Below are 20,542 nucleotides of genomic sequence, written 5' to 3' on the forward strand. Positions count from 1 at the left end.
ATGACAACGGCGGATCAGTCAGTCGGTCCCTCCGACGGTGCTCCGACGGTTCTGCCGCTCACCGCCGCCCAGCGCGGCATGTGGTTCGCCGAAACCCTCTCCGCCGACTATTCGGTCAACATCGCGCAATACCTCGACATCCGGTACGCGCCGGGCGAACTCGATCACGACCTGTTCGCCCAATGTAATGAGGCGGCGGGCAAGGCCGCCGAGTCGCCGTATCTGCGTATCGTCGAAAACGACGGAATACCCGGTCAAGTCGTCGACGTCGACTATGACCAGCACGTCGACATCATGGACCTCCGATCCCATGCCGATCCGGTTGCGGCCGCCCTCAAATGGATGCGGGCCGAGTACAAGCGCCCGGTCGATCTACTCAACGACCAGCTCGTGGTTTGCGTGCTGCTCCGCGTCGCCGACGACCGTACCTTCTGGTACACACGCGGCCATCACATCATCATCGACGGATTCGCCGCGCTCACGCTGACCCGGATGACCGTCGAGCGCTACAACGCGGCGCGGCGAGGCACCGAACTGGCGGAGAAGCCCGGTGCGACGATGGCCGAAATCGTCGCCGACGAGCACAAATATCTCGACAGCACTCGCCGAGTCTCCGACGCTGAGTACTGGCAAGAGCGTGTGCGCGGCATGCCCGAACGAGTCACCCTGTCAAAGGTCGCCGGTACCGCCCCGGTTTCGCCCGACAACGTGGTCGCCGGAAGTGTGCTCGACGCCGAGCTGCAAGGGCGGATCGAACAGCTCGCCGCCGACGCGAATTCATCACTCGCGGTCATCCTGACCGCGGCGTTCAGCGCGTTCCTCGGTCGGATGGCCGCTACCGACGATGTGGTTCTCAGCCTCCCGGTGACCGGCCGCTCGACAGCGAAGATCAAACGTGCTGGTGGCATGCTGTCCAATTTGTTACCGGTCCGCGTCACCGAGCTGGCCGAACGCAGTGGACGTGACCTCATCGCGGCGACCCAACTGGAGCTGACCGGCGCGCTGCGTCACCAGCGTTATCGCTCCGACGATATTCGGCGGGACGCTGGATTCGACGGTGGCTCTTATGCTTTCGGCCCGTCGATCAACATGGTGTTCTTCGATGAGCCGGTCGAGATCGACGGCGCGACGGTCGACTATCGCATCCTCGCCTCGGGCATTTTGGAAGACCTGCTGATCAACCTCTACCAGGCGAGCCCCGGTGCGCCGCTGGTGGTCGACCTGCATGGCAATCCGAATCTCTATACGCCGGGTGAACTGCAAACGCACCACCGACGTTTCATCGCCTTTGTCGACCGGTTCGTCGCCGATCCCGACCGGACCATCGCCGACATCGACCTATTCCTCGACGGTGAACGTGACGTCGTGGAGAAATTCTCCGTCGGCGAGCCGCCCGCGGTGAGCAGGGTCGCGCCGGCCACGGTGGTCGGGGCGTTCGTCGCGGAGGTCGCGACTCATCCCGATCGAGTGATGGTCACCGACGGCGGGAAGAGCTGGACCTTCGCGCAATTCGATTCGCTGGCAAGGGATTTCGCGCAACGACTGGTCGGCGAAGGCGTTGCTCCCGGTGATCGTGTCGTCGTACAGCTCGATCGCGGGATCGCGCAGATGGTCGCGATTTACGGAACCTTGTACGCTGGCGCGGCTTATGTCCCACTTGATCCCTCGGCGCCGCAGTCTCGTCGGGCAGCGGTCATCGAAACGGTGTCGCCGCGTCTGATCGTCGATGCGAGATATGTCGAGAGCGAAACCTTCGACGCGGCGAACGCGACAGGTTCTTTTGTGCCGCAACGAGTAGCGTCGTCGATGCCAGCCTATGTTCTGTTCACGTCGGGGTCGACCGGAACGCCGAAGGGTGTGCAAGTATCCCACGCGGCCCTTACCGCGTTTCTGCGCTGGCACCTCGCGACTTTCCCGATGGAATACCCCGAGGTGATGCTGCAGAAGGCGCCGTTCATCTTCGACGCATCCGTCCCGGAAATCTTCGGCGGAGCAATCGCGGGCTGCCGAACGGTGCTGGTCCGCCCCGGCGGCCATGCCGATCCCGCATATCTCGCCGATTTGATTGCGGCAGAGCATGTTACGTTCGCTCAGTTCGTCCCGTCGTTACTAGATGCCTTCTTTGATGTTGCTGAGGCCGAGCAACTGAGCCGACTCGATTCGCTGCGGTATCTGATTCTCGGCGGTGAGGCGTTCGACGCCAAACTCGCCGCTCGCGCGACCGCAGCGCTGCCCGGCACCGTTGTCGTCAACGCCTACGGGCCAACCGAGGCGACGGTCGACATCACCGCCCATCGAATCGGCGACCATCACGGCGCGACGGTGCCAATCGGCCGACCGGTCAATAACGCGGTCGCCCGAGTACTCGACGCCCAACTGGGGCCGGTGCCGGTTGGCGTCGCGGGCGAACTCTATGTCAGCGGGGTGCAGTTGGCAGATGGCTACCACGGCCAGTGCGCACTGACTGCGGAACGGTTCGTCGCCGATCCCACATCCGTTGGCGGACGGCTGTATCGGACGGGTGACCGAGCCAGGTGGAATGCCGACGGCACACTGGAATACCTTGGGCGCGAAGACTTTCAGGTGAAGATTCGCGGACAGCGGGTGGAACTGGGTGAGATCGAGGCGGTGCTGCGCGCCCATTCGGCGGTGGACACCGCAGTCGTGGTGGTTCGCGCCGATGGTGCCACCAACGTGCTGGTGGGATACGTCAAGAGCCTGCGCGATACCCACGAGTTATCCGGCGACGATCTGCGCACCTGGAGCGCGCAACATCTGCCGTCGCATATGGTGCCCGCGACGATTGTGGTACTCGCCGAGATGCCGTTGACGCCCACCGGCAAACTTGATCGGGCAGCGTTGCCCAATCCGGAACTGACCCAGGCGGCCTACGAGTTCGTCGCGCCGCGATCGGAAATCGAACTCACGTTGGCCGCGATGCTTTCTGAATTGCTCGGTGTCGAGCGGATCGGTATGCGCGACAATCTGTTCACACTCGGCGCCGATTCGCTTGTCGCCGCGCGGCTGGCCTCGCGCCTGCGCACGAGTGAGAAGATCAACCTGCCGCTGACCGATGTGTTCGCCAGTCGGGATATCGGTGAACTGGCTCGTGCCGCCGAGGCGGCGGGCGCGGCTCCTGACCGAATTCCGTTGGCGCCCATGCGTCGTGGTGATTCGATCCCGTTGTCTTATCCGCAGACCCGACTCTGGTTTATCAACCGGATGGACCCAACGTCGTCGACCTATAATATGCCCGGCGCAGTGCGCCTGGGTTCTGATACCGATTCGGCGGCGATGACCTCGGCGGTGGCCGACCTGCTGATCCGCCATGAATCGTTGCGTACGCGGTTTCCAGCGGTCGACGGTGAGCCGGTGCAGGAGATTCTCGACGTCGAGGAACTCGGTCCCGAGACCGCGTTGCGTGTAGTCGCCGTCGCCGAAGCCGAACTCGCGGCGAAGGTGGACGAGGAGGCCAAGGCCGGCTTCGATCTCATCGGGTCTACACCGATGCGGAGCACCCTGTTCGTAGTGACGAATACCGCTGGTGTGCAGGTAGATTCGGTGCTGATGGTGGTCCTGCATCACATCGCCGGCGATGGTGCGTCGCTCCGTCCGTTGATCACCGACTTGCTGACGGCCTACGCCGCTCGTCGCAATTCGCTTGCGCCGGACTGGGATCCGCTACCCATTCAATATGCCGACTTCGCGATCTGGCAGCGGGATATGCTGGGCGCCGCCGACGACCCAACATCGCGCCTTGGTACGGAGATCTCGTTCTGGGAACGCGAATTGGCAGGCATGCCTGACATTCTCGCGCTGCCGACTGATCGACCGCGACCGCGCGTCCCCTCCGGGGTCGGCGCCTATTTCGACACCGAGTTGCCCGCCGAACTGGTGCCCCGCATCCGGGGATTAGCCGCCGCGGCGGGGGTCACTACATTCACCGTCCTGCACGCGGCGCTGTCGCTGGTGCTGAGCCGGCTCGCCGACACCGACGATGTGGCGATCGGCACGGCTGTCGCTGGCCGCGATGAGCCGGAGACCGCCGATCTAGTTGGCATGTTCGTCAATACGGTGATCCTGCGCAGCGCGGTGACGCCCTCGGCGACGGTCGCCGACGTCATCGCCGACGCCCACCGCGTCCGGACCCGTGCCCTGGAACATTCGAACGTGCCGTTTGAGCAGGTGGTCGATGCGGTCGCGCCGTATCGTTCGCGGTCGCATAGCCCGCTCTTCCAAGTGGCGCTTATCCTGCAGCGGGACAGTATCTCCGCGCTGACCGGCGGGGACACGATAACGTGGCTTGACGCACGCCCCGACGCCGCGAAGATGGATCTGGAGATCTCGGCAACCGAAGTCGTGGGTACCTGCAACGACGCGTTGTCCGTGCAATTCTGTTATGCGACAGATATTTTCGACCGTTCCACGATCGAGGAGATTTCCGGTCAGCTCACCCGGATGATCACCGCGATGGTCACCGACCCCGGGCAGATCGTCGGTCGGATCGACATCGTTGATGACGCCGAGATCGGTCGGCTCACCGCCGCGCCGGCGACCGTTGAGTCGGCTCAGACGGTGCGTGCGCTCATCGCTGCGGGAGAGGCTACCGCGGACCCGATGGCCGCGGCGATCATGGGTAATGGCTCGATGACCTACGGGCTATTCACCGCTCGCACGAATCAGCTTGCGCGCGAGTTGATTTCGCGAGAGATCGGTGCCAACGACGTCGTCGCGATCAGCATTCCGCGATCGCATCACTCGGTAGTAGCGATGGTCGCGGTTGCCAAAACAGGTGCCGCATTCGTCATGATCGATCCGCGTCATCCCGCCGACCGTCGTGCCGAGTTGATCGCCGAAGGTGGTGCGGTCCTTGGGCTTACCGTCGCCGAGGTATCCGAACCGGCGTCGACGCTGAGTTGGCTGGTCCTCGACGATGCGAATGACGAACTTCAGCTCGCGGGCCACAGCGGCCGAACAATCGCCGACGACGAACTTGTCCGCCCGCTGCATCCCGACGACATGGCCTACATCCTGTTCACGTCGGGATCGACGGGTAAGCCGAAGGCAGCCGTCGTCAACAATCGCGCGATCAGCCACCTCGCGGCCAATGCGGTGGCGAAGTGGGGTTTAGACACCTCGTCGCGAATGCTCCATGTCGGCGCACCTAGTTTCGACGGTGCGATGGGCGAATTGTGGCCGGCGATGTTCGCGGGCAGCGGCATCGTCGTCGCGGATTTCGACAGTTATGCCGGTGAGAGTTTGGAACACCTCATCGCTGAACACGGTGCCACTCACGCCTGTATGACGCCCGCGGTCGTCGCGACGCTCAACCCGCTGAATATCCCGACCTTTCGCGATGTGGCATGCGGCGGTGAGGCACTGCCGCCTGAACTCGTGCATCGCTGGGTTGAACTTGGCGATCGTCGGATCTACAACATTTACGGGCCAACCGAAGTCGCGGTGTGGGCGACCTGTGGTGGTCCATTCGAACTGAATGAGGACGTCACCATCGGGATGGCGGGTCGGGGCGTCGGCGCATTGGTCCTTGATCGCGGCCTGCGCCCGGTACCGGTCGGAGTGGTCGGCGAGTTGTACCTAACCGGCGATCAGGTCGGACTGGGCTACTTCAAACGCCACGATCTCACGGCCGGGCGCTTCGTCGCCGACCCCTTCACGGTCGGTCAGCGCATGTACCGCACCGGTGATCGCGTCACGCGACGGGCAGACGGCAGATTCGACTATCACGGCCGCAACGATTTCCAGCTCAAAATACGCGGGCAGCGCATCGAGCCGGGGGAACTCGACGCGGCGTTGATGAAACATCCGGATGTCACCAACGCGGTCAGTGTCGGCGTACCCGGCCCAGCGGGGGATAAGGTCCTCGCGTCGTATGTGACTGTCGTACCCGGCGCGATCGTGAACAACACCGATCTCGTCGACTACATCGCGACGCATCTGCCGGAGTTCTTGGTGCCGCGGGCCATCAAGATCGTTGACGAATTTGCGCGGACACCGATCGGAAAGATCGACCGTAAGCAACTGCCGCCGATCGACTTCACCTCGACCGACGCGTTCGTCGCGCCGCGTACGCAGCTCGAGGCGGTCGTCGCCGACATCTTCGCTCAGGTCCTCGGCCTAGACACGGTCAGTGTCAACGAGAGCTTCTTCGACCTCGGCGGAAACTCGTTGTCGGCAACCAAGGTCACCGCGCGAATCGCCGCGGCGGTCGATCGCGAGGTTCCGGTCGCCGCACTTTTCGAGGCGGAAACAGTCGCACGGCTGGCCGAATACATCTCCGGGCTGATGGCAGGTCATCCGTCAGTGCCGCTCGGTCCGCGTCCGCGTGCCGAAGTCGTACCGCTGGCTGGCGTCCAGCGCGGTATGTGGCTGCTCAATCGGGCCGACCCCGCGTCCCCCGCCTACAACGTCGCACTGGCGCTGCGCCTGACCGGCGATCTGCGGGTCGACGCATTGGCCGAGGCGATTGGCGACCTGGTGCGGCGCCACGAAACGCTGCGCACCAGCTATCCGATGATCAACGGTGAACCGGTTCAGGTGATAAGCCCGGCTGATGCCGTCCTGGCCGATCTCGACGTCGCACCGGTGACGGTCGAGGGTGACATGAATGCGGCGATCATGGCAGTCACCGGCCAAGGCTTCGACGTCACCGAGGCCGCACCGGTACGGCTGGCCCTACTCGACGTTGCCGACGACGACCACGTACTGGTTTTCGTCGTACACCACATCAGCGCCGACGGTTCGTCGATGGCGCCGCTGGCACGGGATCTGATGATCGCCTACGCGGCGCGCTCGGCAGGACATGCGCCGCCCTGGTCTGCTTTGCCGGTGCAGTACGCGGATTTCACGCTCTGGCAGGCCGAGCGGCTGGCCGCGGTTGATCACGACGGCCGCACCGAAGCCCGACGGCAACTGGACTATTGGAAGCAGCGACTGTCCGGTGTGCCGGAGACGATCGACCTGCCGACTGACCGGCCGCGTGGCAAGAATCCAAGTTTCCGCGGCGGCCAGATTGATTTCGAAATCTCCGCCGATCTGGTGGGATCGCTGGAATCGATTGCGCGCGAGCATAATACGACGCTATTTATGGTGACGCAGGCGGCCTACGCGGTACTCCTCGCGCGGTTGGCAGGCCGTACCGATCTGGTGATCGGAACGCCGTATGCGGGCCGCGGTGAACAGGCTCTCGACGGTATCGTCGGCATGTTCGTCAACAGCCTCGCATTGCGTACCCGCGTCGACGCCGGAGCATCGTTCACCGAACTTCTCGCGCAGGTTCGTCGAGACGATCTGGCGGATATGGCCAACGCCGAGATCGCATTCGATTCGATTGTCGCGGAAACCGTGAGTGCTACCGCCACTTCCCATAATCCGCTGTTCCAGGTCATGTTCTGGTTCCAGAATATCGACTTCCCGACGCTACGCCTTGGCGACCTGGAGGTTTCGCCGATAGCGGAGGAGTTCGTCCCGGCCAAGGTCGACCTGCAACTGACCTTGTATCCCAATGATCCGGCCAGCGAGTCCGGCAAGGGGGAGCGTGCGATGAAAGCGCAGCTCATCTATGCCACGGACCTATTCGACGAGTCCACCGCGGCCACGATCACCCAGCGGTATCTGCGTGTGCTGGAGGCCGTTGCCGCCGACACCGAATGTATCGTGGGCGACATTGTGATTCTCACCGCCGAAGAGCAGATCACGGCCGTCGCGCCGACGGCCGATATCGCTCTGACCGATCTGGTGGCCGCGGCGACGAACGCGGATCCGACGGCCGAAGCGCTGAGTCCGGGGATCACGTTCGGGGCGTTGTCCGCGATGATCACGGCGATGGCCGCGGCACTTCCGGGGTCCGACGCCGACGCCGCACTCACGATGGCTTTGATGAGCACCGTCCCCGGTCTCGCGGCCGGCGGTCCGGCCGCCCTCGACGACGCCCTCGGCAACTTGCGATCCAATGCCGCCGCACTTACCGGAATGACCGCCGACCTGTCAGAAGGAAATAATCGAACGTGACCGCTGTCGATTCTGGTGCTGCCGATTTCTCGCGTGGCTGGGGTAAGAATCCGTCGACCGTAGATCTGATCGCGTTCGCCGCGGCGAACGATCCGCTGGCCGTTGCATTCATCTCGGCGTCGGGCGCGGTGTCCTTCGGACAGTTACACGATCAGGTATCGATGACCGCGGGGGTGCTCGCGGCGCAAGGGTTGGATACTGAGGCCGCGGTGGGGGCCAGCGTGACCGGGCAGCTCGACAACGCGGGTAAGTCGCCGGAACAAATCGCCGCCGGTATGCGCGGCGCACTCGATCAGATTCGCCGGGGCGCCTTCGAGTTCGTCGGTAGCAGCGATGTCGGATCACTGTCAGGTCTTTTCCGTTCTGCGGCATACCGATTCGGCACTCGGACGGCGCTAACCGACCTGCGCGGATCGTCGCTGACGTACGCCGAACTCGACGTTCGCTCGACCCAGCTGGCCGCCGGTCTCATCGCCGCCGGTGCCGGCCCTGAAAGCCTGGTCGGGGTAGCACTCGATCGCGACGCCGACCTAATCGTCGCGTTGCTCGGCATCATCAAATCCGGTGCCGCATACCTGCCGCTGGACCGCTCGCATCCACTCGATCGACTCACCGCGATCGTCGACGACGCGAAACCGCTTGTGGTGCTGACCGATCAGGACACCGCGATCGCCTGGGCGAGTCTAAACGCGCCAATGGCGACCGCAACCGACATCGCCGGACGTGGCGGCCCCGAACATGTCGCGGCCATTCCGGCGAGCATCGACCCGGCGCACCCGGCCTATGTCATGTACACCTCGGGTTCCACTGGCAAACCCAAGGGCGTCGTGGTGACTCATGCCGACGTCGTGACGTTACTGTCGGCGATGGGCCGGGAATACGACTTCAGCCCCCAAGACGTGTGGACGATGTTCCAGTCCTACGCGTTCGACGTCTCGGTCGGCGAGATCTGGGTGACGTTGGCATTCGGCGGACGCCTGGTGGTCCTCGACTACCTCACCACCCGCTCGCCGGGGGACTTCGTCGAAGTTCTTGAGCGCGAACAGGTTACCGTCGTCAACCTGACACCGTCGGCCTTTTATCAACTCGCTGGCGCGGTCCGCGCGCCGGCCGGACGGCATGCGACACCGCCGGGTCGCCTCGCGCAGTCGATCAGGTACATGATCTTCGTCGGCGAAGCACTCGACTTCGAGCAGGTCCGGCGCTGGCACGCCGATCGTCGTACCCAAGACGGCAATGACGGCCCACAGCTCAACAACATGTACGGCCCAACCGAGGCGACCGTGTACATGACCCGCCGGACCCTCACCCCGGAGTTCGTCGCCGCGACCCTGGCCAGTGATGTCGGTATGCCGTTGGACCGGACGCGCACCTATGTCCTTGACAGCAGGCTCGCGAAAGTACCCGACGGAGTACCCGGCGATCTGTATATCGCCGGCGACCAATTGGCGCGTGGTTACGCTGGCCGATTCGCCCTCAACGCAACACGTTTCGTCGCCGACCCATTCGACGACAAGGGTCGCCGGATGTATCAGACCGGCGATGTCGCGATCGTGCGTAACGGATCGCTGGAATTCCTCGGTCGCAGCGACGGCCAGGTCAAGGTCCGCGGCTTCCGCATCGAACTCGGTGAGGTTGAGGCCGCGCTACTCGCCGCGCCGGGCGTGAACGCCGCGGCCGCGACGGTCTATCAACGCGATGACGACGTGGTCCAGTTGGTCGGCTATGTCGTGGGCGTCGGTGCCGATGGCGCCGACCTCGACGTTGGGCAGGTGCGGGCCGCCGCGGGCGCGAAGGTGCCCGACTACATGGTGCCCGACATCATCATGTCGTTGGAACAACTGCCGCTGAACGTCAACGGCAAACTGGACCGAAAAGCGTTGCCGCGACCGGTAGCCGAGGCCACCGTCGAATTTGTCGCTCCGCAGGGGCACGCGGAGACGGTCATCGCCGGAATCTTCACCGAAGTGCTTGGCATCGAGACGATTTCGGCTGTCGAGTCGGTATTCGACGTCGGCGGCAATTCGCTGCTCGCGGCCCGGATCGTCGGCCGTGCCTGCGAGGAACTCGGTGTCGAACTCAATCTGCGTGATCTGTTCGAGGCGCCGACCGTCCGCGGATTCGCCGAGCGAGCCGGGAATGTCGAGGTCGGCTTGCCGCCGATCGCCGCGGTAGTTCCACGGCCGGATCAGATTCCGCTATCGTTCGCACAGTCGCGGATGTGGTTCATCAACCAATTCGATCCGACCGAATCGACCTACAACATCCCGGCACTTCTCCGGTTGACCGGCAAACTCGACGTCGCGGCATTGCGGATGGCCGTCGTTGACGCCGTCGTCCGCCACGAGGTGTTGCGAACCACATTCCCGGCGAAGGACGGCGTACCGGTCCAGATCGTCGATTCAGCCGAATCTGTTGACCGACAGCTGGATTGGCAGATCACCTCGTCCCGCGACGATATCGTCGCCGCGGTTGCCGGCGGTTTCGACGTCACCGCTTCGTGGCCGATCCGAGCCCGTCTGCTGACCGAGCCGGACGGCGGCTATGTCTTCGCGCTGGTGGCTCACCACATCGCAACCGATGGCGAATCGATGTTACCGTTGATCGCCGATATCGTGACCTCCTATACCGCACGCGTGCGGGGTGAAGTACCGGAATTCGCGCCGCTCACAGTGCAATTCGCTGACTACGCACTGTGGCAGCATGAGGTACTCGGTTCAGCCGATGATGCCGAATCGGTTATTGGCAAACAACTTTCCTACTGGCTCGACCAGCTCGACGGGCTGCCCGAACGACTGGACTTGCCGGCCGACCGGCCCCGGCCACGGGCGGCGTCGCATACCGGTGCGCAACTCGCCTTCGATATACCCGCCCAGGTCGGCGATCGGATCGCCGCGCTCGCACATGAGTCGGGCACTACGGCATTCATGGTCACCCATGCGGCATTCGCCGTACTTCTCGCGCGGATGAGCGCCACCGACGACATCGCGATCGCCACACCGATCGCCGGACGTGGGCAGGCAGCCCTCGATCATCTGGTCGGGATGTTCGTCAACACCCTGGTGTTGCGCACCCCGGTCGACGTCACCGAATCATTCGACAGCCTGCTGGCGCGTGTCCGCACCGCCGATCTCGATGCTTTCGCACATGCCGACGTGCCTTTCGAGAGCATCGTCGACGCGCTCGATCCGGTGCGCTCAGAAGCGTTCGCGCCGTTGGCCCAGGTGATGCTGTCCTTCGATCCGGCGGCTTCGGCACAGCGGCTCGCGGTCTCGGTTGCCGGCGTCGAATTCGAACAGATCGATGCTCCGGTGGTACCCGCGCAGCTTGATTTGTCCGCGATCATCCGCTCCGGCGGGTCGGGTCAGCCGTGGGCTGGCACGCTGGTCTACGCGACCGACCTGTTCGACGAGTCGAGCGTCGCCGCGTTGGCCGAGTCGTTCGTCCGGGTGCTGGGGGAATTGACTGCGACTCCGTCGACAGTAGTCGGCGATGTGCCACTGGCGTCGCCGCAAACGCGGGCCGACGCGATCGCACATTCGACCGGGCCTGCAGTCGGCGTGCCGCCGATATCGCTGGCCGACGCCGTCGCTGCACGGGTGGTGTCCACCCCGACGGATATCGCGCTGGTATTCGACGGCCGCGAGGTCACCTACGCGGAATTCGGTTCACGAGTGAATCAGCTCGCGCGCCAACTCATTTCGTACGGAGTTGGGCCCGACGTCGCAGTTGGCGTCGTGATCGACCGTGGCGTTGAGATGATGGTCGCGGTCCACGCCATCGTCACCGCTGGCGGTCACTACGTACCCATCGATATCGCTGCTCCGCCTGAGCGGGTGCGCTATATGACGATCACGGCGGGTGTCAATACGATCTTGATCGGCGGACAGACGCCGGCTGCTGTCGTTGGTCTCGATGGAATCCGTGTACTCACCGTCGACACCGAGACAACGCCAAACGAGTCCGGTAATGCGATCACCGACGCCGACCGACTCGCGCCGCTGAGATCTGAACACGCCGCCTATACGCTGTTCACTTCGGGATCCACCGGCCGCCCCAAGGGAGTAACCGTCACCCACGCGGCGATTGTCAATCGGCTGGCTTGGATGCGCGACGGGTATGGCCTCTCGGCTGCTGACGTGTTCGTGCAGAAGACCCCGTATACCTTCGATGTTTCGGTGTGGGAGTTGTTCCTGCCCCTCTCGATTGGTGCCAGGTTGGTCATCGCCGGCCCGGACGCTCATCGTGACCCCGAGCAGGTCGCCGATCTCATTGAGACGCACTCGGTTTCGATCGCGCATTTTGTTCCGTCGATGCTCTCGGTCTTCGTTGAGGTACTTGACGGGCGATTGTCGGAGCTGGCAAGTCTGCGATGGGTATTCGCTTCCGGCGAAGCGTTGACCAGTGGTCCGGTGCATGAACTGATGCGGGCGAATGCCGCCGTCTCGGTGGTGAATCTTTACGGACCGACCGAGGCCGCGGTCGATGTAACCGAATACACCGTGCGGTCAGGCGACGCGGTGATCCCAATCGGTGAACCGGTTTGGAACACAACGACATTGGTACTCGATGCACGCCTGCGCCCGGTGCCCGTCGGGGTTCCCGGCGAGCTGTATCTCGGCGGAGTGCAACTCGCACGCGGCTATGCCGCGCGCGGCGATCTGACCGCGGACCGCTTCGTCGCGGACCCGTTCTCGACGACCGGCTCGCGACTCTACCGAACCGGCGACCTGGTGCGGTGGAATACCTCTGGCCAGATCGAGTACTTGGGCCGCACCGACTTTCAAGTCAAATTGCGCGGCCAGCGAATCGAGTTGGGCGAGATCGAGGCGGTGCTGGCCGCGGCGCCGGGCGTGGTGCATGCTGCTGCGACTGTTGTCGAGGCACCTGGTGGCGGCGAACATCTTGTCGCGTATCTGGCTGGGGCACATCAGCATCCGGTTCTCGAGGACGTGCGGGCTGCGGCGGCGGCAGCGCTACCGTCGTATATGGTCCCGTCGGTGTGGACTCTGCTCGACGAGATCACTCTGAATAGTGCCGGAAAAATTGATCGTCGTGCTCTGCCTGCGCCGCAATTCTCCGACGCCGATTCAGGTTTCACCGCGCCGCTGGGGGCCGTCGAGGAGCAACTGGCAGCGATGGTTGCCGGTGTACTCGGACGCGATCGAATCAGCGTCACCGAATCTTTCTTCGCGCTCGGCGGCGACTCCATCATGTCGATTCAACTGGCTGCCGCGGTGCGTGCGGCTGGGCTGCACCTCTCGCCCCGCGAAATCTTCGAGCATCGGACCGTGCGTGCGATGTCGGCTGCGATCACCGCCGCTGAGCGGCGGATTCCGGCGCTCGAAGAACTGCCGGGCGGCGGCGCGGGTGAGATGATCATGCCACCCGCGGCTTCCTGGATGCTCGAATTCGCTGATACGCCAACCCAATTCGCCGACTTCTCGCAGGCGGTCGTCCTCGTCGCACCGCCGGAACTCACCCCCGAGTCACTGTCGGATCTACTCGCTGAACTTGCAACTCAACATCCGATGCTCACCGCCAGCCTTTCCGATGGCGAGTTTGGACCCACGCTGGTCGGGGGTAACGACGTCGATCCGGTCGCCGTCGACGTTGTCGAATCCGGTTATGACATCGGCGATCCCCGATTCGACGCCGACGTGGTCGCGGCGCATTCGTCGGCAACCGCCCGGCTCGACCCATCGGTTGGCCGGCTGATCGGAGCGACGCTTGTTAAGGCTCTGAATGGCCGTGGGCGCATAGTAATCGCGATCCATCACCTCGGCGTCGACGCGGTCTCCTGGCGCACCATCGTCGAAGACCTCGCGACCGGCTGGGGGCAGATTGACGCCGGTGAGTCTCTTCGGATACGCGGCGAAGCAACTTCGGCGCGTGCCTGGTCGGCCGCTCTATCCACCCAAAGCCCAGCGCGGACAAGGGAATACGACTATTGGCTCGACCGCCTGCCGGCTCAGCCGACGGATTTCGGGACGCCGCCCAAGCGAGCGCGCGACCGAGAATACACATCGTCGGTGCTGACCAGGATGATCGATCCGGAATTGACCGCTGACCTGCTGCGCAGCGCCCCGGATGCGTTCGGCGGCAACGTCAACGACGTTTTGCTCGGCGCATTCGCACGTGCGGTTCGTTCCTGGCAACACGATCGGGGAATCGTCGATGCCGCGCCGGTATCGGTACTCGTTGAGGGCCACGGTCGTTACGAAGAAGTACTCGCCTCCGGACCTGACGCTCGCCGCGCCGATCTATCGCGGACCGTTGGTTGGTTCACCACGCTGGCGCCGATGAACCTGGAGCCCGGTACCGACATAGTTCATGCGGTCAAAGCCGCGAAGGAAGAACGACTCGGCCGGCCCGACGAGGGGATCGGGTTCGGTCTGCTCCGGTACACCGACGACGCCGAATTGCGTTCGCGCCCACTACCGTCGGTGATCTTCAACTATCTCGGCGCAACCGCGGGTGGCGCGGGTGCCGTCGCCGAAGTCGGATTCGTTCCGGATCTGACCGCGCCCGTGCTGCCCGCGTCGCCGTCCGGTGCGATGGCCGCGATGGCCGCCCTGACCATCAATGTCGACACCACCGTGGTCGACGGTCAACCGTCGTTGCGGGCGTCGATGCGGTTCCCGGGCGCCATGCTCTCCGACGCCGATGTCGCCGACCTCGCCGACCGATGGTCGATCGAGTTGGCGGCGGCGGCCGAGGCGGTCGCGCAGGCGAATCCAGGCCTGTCGCCATCGGATGTGCCAGGGGTCGCGGTGACGCAAGGCGACCTCGACGCTCTTGCCGCGCAATTCGGCGACGCGGCGATCTGGCCGCTCGCACCATTGCAGCGTGGGCTGTACTTCCAGGCCGAGATGGCCGGTGACGGCGCAGTCGACGTCTATGTGACCCAGGCGGTCCTCCATCTCGGCGCAGATGTCGATCTCGCCCGGCTACGTGAATCGGTCGGCCAACTTGTGGCCCGGCACCGCGTGCTGCGATCCGGCTATGTTCGTACCGCGAGCGGTGCGGTCGTAGCGGTGGTACCCGACGCGGTCGAGGTTCCGTGGTCGGTGGTCGATACCGCCCATCAGGACGCCGAAACCGCTGCCACCTCGGTTGCGCGGATCGCCTTGGAACAGAAGACGATTCCGTTCAATCTCGCGCAGCCACCGTTACTGCGGGTTGTCGTCGTACGGCACGGCGAGGGGGTGGATGTGGTGATCACCAACCACCACATCCTCTTCGATGGATGGTCGGGACCGCTTGTCCTTGCTGATCTGATGGCGATCTACGCCACCGGGCAGGCCTACACCGCCGATCCGGCCGACGCGGACTTCGTCGACTTCCTCGAACTCGTCGCACATACCGAAGTCGCAGCGGGCCTCTCGGCCTGGCGTGAGGTGCTCAGTCGCGTGGACGGTCCCACACTGGTCGCTCCCACCGTGGCGGCGACGGCTGAGTCGATGCCGCGCGTCGCCGGGGTTGTCCTCGATCAGGAGTTGATTCAAAAGCTCGAATCGGTTGCACGGCAACACAATGCGACTCTCGCGACGGTGCTGCAGTCGGCGTGGGCGATTCTGCTCGCGCGAGTGACCGGCAATCGGGTGGTCACTTTCGGTGAGACGGTATCGGGTCGTCCGGCCGAACTTGCAGGTGCGGAATCCATCGTCGGTCTGTTCATCAACACGTTGCCGGTCGTCGTCGACGTCGACCCCGCCGCCGACCTCGGTTCGATCGTGGAGCGGTTGCAGCGCGACAAGATCGCTGTCCTCGACCACCAGCATCTGGTTCTGCCCGATATCATCGCCGCTGCCGGTGTGCCGGTTGGCTTCGACACCCTCACGATTCACGAATCGTATCCGGTCGATACCGAATCGCTCGCCGCGTTGAATGCTTCCGCGAGCGGCGATCTCGACATCCGTGGGATCGATTCGACCGATGCCACGCACTATCCGCTCAATATGGTCACCTCGCCGACGACCGACGGTCTTGCGATCGAATTGAAATACTTGCCCGGCGCATTCGACGACGATCAGATCAGGGTCTTCTCGGCGGCGTTGGCGGAGATCCTGCGGGTATTCGCCGACCGCCCGCAGACTCGTAGCGGCGATGTCGAGTTGATGGACGAGGCAGTTCGTGCGGAGGTCCGTGCACTTGAGTGGGGCGCCCTAACTCCACTGGCGCCGGGAACGGTCGCCGATGTCGCCGCGGCGTGGGCACTGCGATCGCCGCAGGACACCGCGCTGTGGTTCGAAGGGCGCGAAGTGTCTTACGGTGAATTCGCTGCGCGTGTGAATTCACTTGCACGCAAACTGATTTCGCTCGGAGTCGGGCCGGAGTCGGCGGTAGCCGTCAGCATCGGACGGTCGGTGGAGATGATGGTCGCGGTGCATGCCGTGGTCGCTGCCGGCGGTCAGTATGTGCCGATGGATATCGGTGCGCCAGCCGAACGCGTCGAATATATGGTCGCGACCGCCGGAGCGCGCGTGATGCTGGTGTCGGCTGAGACGGCCAACTCGACCGGTGCGAAGGTCGCGGCATCATCGGGTGTGCGGGTAGTGGAAGTCGATACTTCGGCAGACGTGGATCTGTCGGCTGCACCGATCGCGGACGCCGAGCGGGTGGCGCCGTTGCGGCCCGACCACGCCGTCTACACATTGTTCACATCGGGATCAACCGGGCGGCCGAAGGGCGTGACGCTGTCGCATGCCGCGGTGGTGAACCGGCTGTGGTGGGGTCTGGACGAGCTGCCCATCGGCGCTTCCGACGTGGTGGTGCAGAAAACGCCGTACACATTCGACTGCTCGGTACCGGAGTTGTTCGCGCCGTTGATGGTTGGCTCCACCCTGGTGGTTCTCAAGGACGGCGGACACCTCGACCCGCTGTACGTCGCCGATATCATCGAGCGGACGGAGGCGACGATGGTCCACTTCGTTCCGTCGATGCTTTCGGTGTTCGCTGAGATCGTCGGACAAACGCGAGTACGCGCAATGGATAGCATCCGAATCATTTCGACGACCGGCGAAGCCCTCCCGCCGGGGTTGGCAGCACAGCTCCGCGAGTGGCTGCCGGAGATCCTGTTCTACAACTTGTATGGACCGACCGAAGCGGCCGTCGAGATCACCTACGAGAAGATCGAGCGGATCAGTGCCGACGATGTGACGGTGCCGATCGGTGTTCCGGTCTGGAATTCGTCCGCGGTGGTTTTGGATTCGCGATTGCAGCGGGTTCCGCCCGGCGTTCCGGGGGAGCTTTATCTGGGTGGTAATCAGTTGGCGCGCGGCTACGCCTCGCGCGGCGATCTCACCGCGGACCGCTTCATCGCCGACCCGCTGGGCGAGCCCGGTGCTCGCCTCTATCGAACCGGTGACCTGGTTCGCCGGACCGTCGACGGCAACATTGAGTACCTGGGCCGCACCGACTTCCAGGTGAAACTCCGCGGCCAGCGGGTGGAACTCGGCGAAATCGAGTCTGTCCTTGCCGGTGCGCCGGGCGTGGTCCACGCCGCGGCAACAGTTGCCGATGGGCCAGGAGGTTCGCAGCATCTGGTCGGGTATCTGGCCGGCCGCGGCGGTCAGGCGCTTGACCTGGACGGGATCAAACATATTGTCGCGGAATCACTTCCGGTCTACATGGTGCCAACCGTTTGGATGGTGCTTGACGACATCGCACTCAACAGTGCCGGCAAACTCGATCGAAAAGCATTGCCCGAGCCGGATTTCGGCGGCGTAGCAGCCGAGTTCGCCGCTCCAGCGACCGAGGACGAGGCGTCCCTCGCGCGGGTCTTCGCGGACGTGCTGGGTGTCGAGCGGGTCAGCGTCGCCGATTCATTCTTCGAACTGGGCGGAAACTCGTTGTCCGCCATGCGGCTCGCGGCCCGCGCCGGTGAGGTACTCGGTGTCGACCTGTCGGTCCGGGATCTGTTCGAAGCGCCGACCGTGCGGGCACTGGTCGCGGCGGCGGCTACCGGACCGGCGGCAGCGGCCCCGATCGTGGCCGTGGTCCCTCGACCGGATGTGATTCCGCTGTCCTTCGCTCAGCAGCGGATGTGGTTCATCAACCGATTCGAACTAGACTCGCCGGTGTACAACCTTCCCGCCGTCTTGCGGTTGACCGGCTCGCTCGATGCGCCTGCACTGCGTGCGGCGGTTGCCGATGTTGTCGCGCGACACGAGATTCTGCGGACGGTATACCCGGCGGTAGACGGTATTCCGTGCCAGCAGGTTTGCGCGGCAACGGAATTAGATGATCGGGAGATCTGGCGAACGGTCGGGACCGAAGGCGAGTTGTTCGCCGGGGCGATGGCCGGTTTCGATCTTGCCGACCAGTGGCCACTGCGAGTCCTGCTCCACAGCCGTGGCGACGAGCACATCCTCGCGGTGGTCTCACATCACATCGCGGCCGACGGCGAATCGTCGCTGCCACTGGTGACCGATCTGTTGACGGCCTATGTCGCCCGCTCGACCGGTAGCGCGCCGATATTCGACCCACTTGAGGTTCAGTATGCCGACTACGCGCTGTGGCAGCATCGGGTACTCGGCTCACCCGAGGATCACGAGTCGGTGGTCGGTCGCCAACTGTCGTATTGGACAGACCAACTGGCCGGGTTGCCCGATGTCCTCGATCTGCCGACCGATCGTCCGCGAGCTCAGGCCGCGTCCCATCGCGGGCAGACGGTCGAGTTCGCCGTCCCCGCGCATATCGCGTCCCGGATCGATGAACTCGCGCAGTCGCATGGTGTCACCGCGTTCATGGTGTTGCACGCGGCATTGGCCGTCGTGCTCGCTCGCCTCAGCACGTCAACCGATATCGCGATAGCTACACCGGTATCCGGCCGCGGTCATCAAGTTCTCGAACGGCTCGTCGGCATGTTCGTCAACACCCTGGTGTTGCGAACCGAGATCGATTCCGCGGCTTCGTTCGATGAGTTGCTGCACGAGATTCGGGCCACCGATCTCGACGCTTTCGCCCATGCCGACGTGCCGTTCGAGACGGTGGTCGACGCGGTCGATCCGGTGCGCAGTGAGGCCTTCGCGCCGCTCGCCCAAGTGCTGCTGTCATTCGATCCGGGAGCTTCGGTAGCCGGCGTCGAACATTCGGTCGCCGGGCTCGGTATTTCGCCGGTTAAGCCGGAAGATGTTCCGGCACAACTCGATCTGTACGTCACGGTGTCGACCGGCCGCGATGGCGCCGGATGGCCGGGTTCGGTGACCTTCGAGACCGATCTATTCGACGCGGCGACGGTCGACTCGATGATGGCGGGTTATGTTGGCGTTCTTGACGCGGTGACCGCCGATCCGGATCTTGCCGTGGGCGATATCGCGATGCTGTCGGCCGGGCAGGTGGCCGTGATCCGCGGCCGGGAATTCGGTGCGGATATCGGGTTGCCTGACGTCGCCACCTTGCCTGATGCGGTCGCACGGCAGATCTCGCTATCGCCGGAGCATGCCGCCCTGGAGTTCGCCGGCCGATCGGTGTCGTACCGCGAATTCGGTGCGCGCGTGAATGCGCTTGCCCGCGAACTCATTTCGATGGGCGTCGGGCCGGATGTCGCGGTCGCCCTGTCGCTGCCGCGGTCGGTGGAGATGGTTGTTGCCATCCACGCGGTGATCACGGCGGGCGGCCAGTACGTGCCCATCGACACCGCTGCGCCTGCCGAACGCGCAGCATACATGATGGATACCGCGGCCGTCGCGGCTCTGCTGGTCACCGATCCGGAATCGGCGGCCGCCGTCGTAACCGCCGCAGCCGATCGCGGCCTTCGGGTTATCAGGGTCGATACCTCCGGCGACGTCGATCTCGCTACCGAACCGGTAACCGATACCCTGCGATTGTCGCCGTTGCGCGCCGACCACGCGTGCTACACACTCTTCACCTCCGGTTCAACCGGACGGCCCAAGGGAGTGACCCTGTCGCATCGCGCGGTGCTTAACAGGTTGTGGTGGGGCCTGGGCGAATTGCCGATCGATCAGACCGACACGGTAATGCTCAAGACTCCCTACACGTTTGACGTATCGGTGCCCGAATTATTCGCGCCGTTGATGGTTGGTGCGCGGATGACGATCTTGGCCGACGACGGGCATCTGCGGCCGTTGTTCGTGGCCGACGAGATCGCCCGGACGCAGACCACGATGGTGCATTTTGTGCCGTCCATGCTGTCCGTGTTCTGCGAAGTCGTCGGGCGTGAACGGATTTCGTCGTTGACGTCGATCCGGATCGTCTCGGCGACCGGTGAGGCGTTGCCGCCAGCGGTGGCAGCCGAACTGCGGACGGCGCTGCCATCACCGCTCTTCTACAACCTCTACGGGCCGACGGAGGCCGCCGTGGAGATCACCTACGAGAAGATCCACTCGGTCGATCCGACCGCAACCTCGGTGGCTATCGGTGTGCCGGTATGGAATTCGTCATCGGTTGTGCTCGACTCCCGGCTCCATCGGGTGGCCGACGGAGTTGCCGGCGAACTGTACCTTGGCGGTGTTCAGCTCGCCCGCGGATACGCCGGCCGACCCGAGTT

At 64.2% G+C, this 20,542-nt stretch carries 2 protein-coding genes (1 of these 2 cut by a window edge); both read left to right on the plus strand.

Annotated elements, in window-relative coordinates; genetic code table 11:
* Positions 1 to 8,028 (plus strand): amino acid adenylation domain-containing protein, encoded by an 8,028-nt coding sequence (locus tag AAFP29_RS04595; protein ID WP_419216117.1) that lies wholly within the window; start codon positions 1 to 3, stop codon positions 8,026 to 8,028.
* Positions 8,025 to 20,542, plus strand: the beginning of a protein-coding gene (locus AAFP29_RS04600) for a non-ribosomal peptide synthase/polyketide synthase (RefSeq protein ID WP_419216118.1). It continues 21,025 nt past the right edge of the window; only the first 12,518 of its 33,543 coding nucleotides appear in the window; it begins with the start codon at positions 8,025 to 8,027; the stop codon falls past the right edge of the window. Before AAFP29_RS04595 ends, AAFP29_RS04600 begins: the two co-directional genes overlap by 4 nt.

This window comes from Gordonia sp. CPCC 205333 (assembly GCF_048537885.1).
Lineage (GTDB): Bacteria > Actinomycetota > Actinomycetes > Mycobacteriales > Mycobacteriaceae > Gordonia.